This is a genomic window from Anaerolineales bacterium (genome assembly GCA_022866145.1).
Taxonomy (GTDB): domain Bacteria; phylum Chloroflexota; class Anaerolineae; order Anaerolineales; family E44-bin32; genus PFL42.
This window is the reverse complement of sequence record JALHUE010000380.1, coordinates 1-4,541: the sequence shown is the minus strand read 5'-3', so window position 1 is coordinate 4,541 and position 4,541 is coordinate 1. Positions and strand designations below refer to the sequence as shown.

Annotated in this window: 4 protein-coding genes; 3 read left to right on the top strand and 1 reads right to left on the bottom strand. The window is 65.8% G+C overall.

Annotated features, from left to right (window positions below):
- The 3 genes from MUO23_11535 to MUO23_11525 form a co-directional block, all read left to right on the top strand.
- A partial coding sequence (locus tag MUO23_11535; GenBank protein MCJ7513588.1) for an FAD:protein FMN transferase occupies window positions 1-853 on the top strand: 853 nt, incomplete at its 5' end.
- A gap of 3 nt (window positions 854-856) precedes the next feature.
- Window positions 857-1,615, top strand: a complete 759-nt coding sequence (locus tag MUO23_11530; protein MCJ7513587.1) for a hypothetical protein — start codon at window positions 857-859, stop codon at window positions 1,613-1,615.
- Window positions 1,616-2,194: 579 nt separating this feature from the next.
- A complete protein-coding gene (locus MUO23_11525) occupies window positions 2,195-3,811 on the top strand; it encodes a hypothetical protein (GenBank protein MCJ7513586.1) in 1,617 nt (538 codons plus the stop codon).
- A gap of 315 nt (window positions 3,812-4,126) precedes the next feature.
- Here MUO23_11525 and MUO23_11520 read toward each other — a convergent pair whose 3' ends face one another.
- Entirely contained in the window at window positions 4,127-4,405 is a 279-nt protein-coding gene (locus MUO23_11520) for a hypothetical protein (GenBank protein MCJ7513585.1), read from the bottom strand.
- Window positions 4,406-4,541 lie beyond the last annotated feature (136 nt).

Genomic DNA, 4,541 nt, shown 5'->3' with positions numbered 1-4,541 from the left:
CGCATCCCGTCGCCTGAGCCAGGTGGCTGGCTGGTTCGAGACCTGGGAATCCCGGCTCAGCCGCTTCCGCCCGGAGAGCGAGTTGAGCCAGCTGAATGCGCGTGCGGGTGAGGTCATCCCTGTCAGCCCGATGATGTGGCAAGTGATCCAGGCTTCACTCCGGGCAGCCCGGATCAGCGGGGGACTCGTAACCCCGACCGTTCTCCCGGCACTTGAGGCTGCCGGGTACGATCGGTCGTTTGATCAGATGCGGGACATGGAGAGAGGCTTTGCATCGCGACCCTCGCCTGCAGCAGACTGGCGGGAGATCGCTCTGGATCCAGCCAAGCACACCCTTCGCCTCCCGCAAGGAACCCGCCTCGACCTGGGCGGGATTGGCAAGGGATGGGCGGCGCAACGATCGGTCCATCGCCTCAGAGCATGGGGCGCGACCCTGGTGAGTGCAGGCGGAGACATCGCCTTGAGCAGTTCCAGGAACGGACTCCGGCCGTGGAGTATCGCTGTGGCCGACCCACGTGATCCTGAGAAGGACATAGCCCGGCTTGCGCTGCACGCCGGCGGTGTCGCCACCTCCGGGACGGACTATCGCCGCTGGATGCAGGGCGGGGCGTTGCAGCACCACCTGATCGACCCCCGGACGGGTGCCCCAGCGCTGACCGACGTTCTGTCGGCGACGGTCATCGCTCCGTCGCTCGAGATGGCCGAAGTGGCCGCCAAGGTCGTCATCCTGCTCGGCAGCCGTGAAGGGTTGGCCTGGATCGAACGCAGACCGATTCTCGCCGGCTTGCTCGTGCTGGAATCCGGAGAGCAGTTGGATAGCCGCCGCCTGACGCGCTATCTGTGGAGAGGTTGAGGGATGGACAGGATCAGCGAACCGCAACTGGACGAACTTGCTGACAAGGGGCTCCGAACCCTTGTCCAGATACTGGCGGCGACGTTGTTAGGGACGGCGGTAGCCATCTTTGTATTGCCTCGCCTCGCCTCCCCGATGGCGTTGACGATTGAAGGGCCGGACGGATCGGCCTTCTGGTTCCTGTCGCGATCCAGTGCCTTCGTTGCGTATCTGCTCCTATGGGGCGCAATGATGTTGGGGCTTGCCATCACCAACCGCATGGCCCGGCTGTGGCCGGGCGGACCCATTGCATTCGACCTTCATCAGCATCTGAGCCTTCTGGGCCTCGGCACGGGGATGTTCCATGCCCTGATCCTTCTGGGTGACCCCTATATGCACTACTCCCTCGGAGGGATTCTGATTCCCTTCCGGGCTTTGGGCTACCGGGAGCAGTGGGTCGGAATGGGGCAGCTAGGCATATACATCTTGGCCATCGTGGTCCTCAGCTTCTACGTACGCAAGCGGTTGGGCAATGCTGCCTGGAGAGCCATCCACTTCCTGAGCTTCACCGCCTTCATTCTGGCTTTGTTCCACGGCCTGCAGAGCGGAACCGATTCGGCTGCTCTTTGGGCGCAGGTGATCTACTGGTCGACCGGGGCATCGGTGCTGCTGATGACCATCTACCGGGTGCTGGCGCTTCAACCCGAGCGTCAGCGTCAGGTCGGTGCGGAGAAGGGCGGGCTTGAGGGATCGCCCGCTCAGACTCAAGGCCCAGGGCGCTGAGAACTCCCCGATCGTAGCTACAGAGAAACTGGGTTCGACGGGCCGTGCCAGGTCCAAGCCACAGCCTCTTCGCGCAACCCGATCGGTCCGTCGCCCGTTTCTCCCAAACTGAGCCCGACAACCGCAAAGCGGTTACCCCCCTCAGGCGCCATGCCTCCCGGCAGGATCCGCCAGGTGTCCTCGGCCTTTGCCGCCGTCCAGCCGCGACATCTCCGGCCCAGGGCCGATCGGCTACAGCAATCTCCTGGGAGGCGCTTCGCCAGCCAGGCTGTTCTTGGCGGCGGCCTCGCCGGTGTTCCTCACCCTGGCGCAACCGCCGAGGGGCTGAGGTTGGCGGCGTGTCCAGGCCTGCCTGGGCGACCGGGGTTGTCCGTTGGAGGAAGGCCGCGCCTGCACGTGGACGAGGGCAGAGCCATCCCCGTCGGGCGTCATCCGCCCGACGGGGATGGCCACCGTGGCGGCGCTGCGCAAGCGGTCGAGGCGCAAGGCCGCGGTGACCCGTCGGTACACCTGTCCCCGAGCGGGTTCAGCGCGAGAATGTGCCAATCCCGGGGGCACGATCCAGCAGGGGAGGCGAAGATGGCATTCGGGTCGCAACCTACGGGGGTACGACGATTGCAGGCGCCAGCGACCTGGGTGGAATGGATGGGCGTGCGCGCCCTGGTTCACCCTGTGACGCTGGCGGCGATCGCGGCGCTGCTGCTCAATGATCACCTCCTCAAGCGCCTGACCCCCGGCACCCTGACGGGCAAGCTGAGCGACTTCGCTGGGTTGCTGTTCTTCCCGATGGTGCTGATTGTGGTGCTGGGCCGGATCACCGGCTGCCCTAGACCTCGGCGCCTCATGCTGGCAGTCGCATCGTTCATCGCCTCCGGTGCTGTTTTCGCGACCTTGAAGGCAGTCCCGCAAGCCAACGCCGCAGCCCATGCGCTTGCCGCCGGAGTGCTTGGGTTGCGCCTTCAGATGGCGCTCGATCCCAGCGATCTGTGGGCACTGACCGTGCTGCCTGCAGCCTTCACTCTGTGGTTGCGGGCCGAATCGAACCCTTCCCCGGTGCCCCTGCGTGCGGGTCTGCTGGCGCTTTCGGTGGCCACCCTGGCGGCGGTAGCCACCGCCCCTTGTCCGCCCGAGCAGCCGATCTCGCGCCTGCTCCAGGGCTCCAACGGGCTGTACGCCGTCGCCCGTGCCTGGGAACCGTTCAGCGGCGTGTACCGTAGCCGTGATGAAGGTCGGACATGGGAGTTCCTGCAGGAGGAGGACGTACCTCCCCAGATCGCCGCCCAGGTCGAGCAGCCGGTCGTGTACCCCGTCATTGCGTGTGACCCTGGGACCCCGCGGCTGTGCTATCGGATCGATGGCCAGCAGCCGCAAGTGGAGCGGTCTGAGGACGGAGGGCAGACGTGGGATGTGGCCTGGTCGCCGCCGGCCGTCCGGTTGAGCTACATGCGCCGGGTCGCCGCTGGTACGGGCAAAGTCCTGGCCTGCGGCAAAGAAATCGATTTCTCTCCGCATGACCTGATGCTGCTCCCCAGCGGAGGAGGCAGCGTCGTGTTGGTGGCATTGGGCAATGAGGGCGTGCTGCGAGGCCCTGCCGACAGAGCTGTCTGGGAACGATTCGGCGTCGGGTGGGCCGAAGCCACCCCCGAGCGGGGCTCCAGCTTGCACGACCTGTGGCCGCCTTCGACGATCTTGACGGAGACCCTCTTGCTGCTGGCGGCAGGCGCCAGCGCCTTCCTCGTCCTGTCGGTGCGGACGTGGACATCGGCTCGCCGCCGGCCGGACGCCTCTGGCGAAGGCTACCGATGGTTCTGGTGGGCGGCGGGAGGCGTGCTGGCGCTTGTGGTCGTGGCGGCCGTGGTCGCCGGGGTCGAGGAGTTGCTCCCCATGCTGGGCATTCCGCTGACGCTGATCCTGGCGTACGTTGCCTTCCTCGGACAACGATGGTCGATCGCCATCGAGGACAGCCTCGAGGTCAGCGCCGTCCAGCGCTGCCTGTGGCTCAGTCTGGCGGCTTCCTTCGGTAGTGCGGCGTTGGCCTGGCTCTTCTTCGCATTGTGGGTCTTCGGGATCGTGCCGGTCCACAGCCTGGCGTTGGCGCTGGCGCTCGGATCGCTCCTGGCGGGATGGCTGCTGGGCTGGAGGGCTGTCAGCCGGGCGTTCTATCCGGCGGCGGCTGAGCAGCGGCTGGGAGTGTGAACTCGAGCCGGCGTGGGGGTGGACAGACGATCGGCGAGAGGCGCAATCCGAGCTAGGGTGTCAGGTTCGGGCTCGGATCCGTCACGAATGGCGCCCGCAACCGACCCGCATGCTTGAGGAATGAGGGGTGAGGCTTCAGTCGCCGGGGGGCCTCGTCGGGTCGCGGCGAGGGCGCCGCTAAGGATGGTGACCCAATGCCGCCCAAGTCACACGCCTGGAATTTTGGGCTCGAATACCGCCAGGCGGCCGCAGGAGCCGGAGGCGGTGCGTTGCGTTGCAGAGTGTCCTAGAAGCCGGCCTTGGCTGCGGCCGCGGCTAGGGGACGAACATCATCGTCTGCGCCGCCGCCGCGCCCATTGCCATGGTGAACCCGGAGTAAATCACTATCACCGCCGTCCAGAAGCCCATGATGTCTAGGATCCCCAGGCGGCCGGCACTGACCCACCCCCAGAAGAAAGGATAGATCGGAAAGAAGAATCCAATCAGCGCGTGGAGAGCACCTTTCTCCTGGGCGAGCTTGACCAGCATATAGATCAGGCAGCCGAGAGAGCAAAGTGCCAGAACTGCATTCAATCCAAGGCTAGGCGCATCCATGTTGACCTCCTGGCTGTGCGGAATCGCTTTCCGCATCGGGCAGGCGAGCTGGCTTGTTCCGCAACCTAGCCGCAAGGCTACTGCAAGGTGGCGTGGGTTTCCCGAACTCTGCCTGACAGTGGCCTGTCAGCGCCTG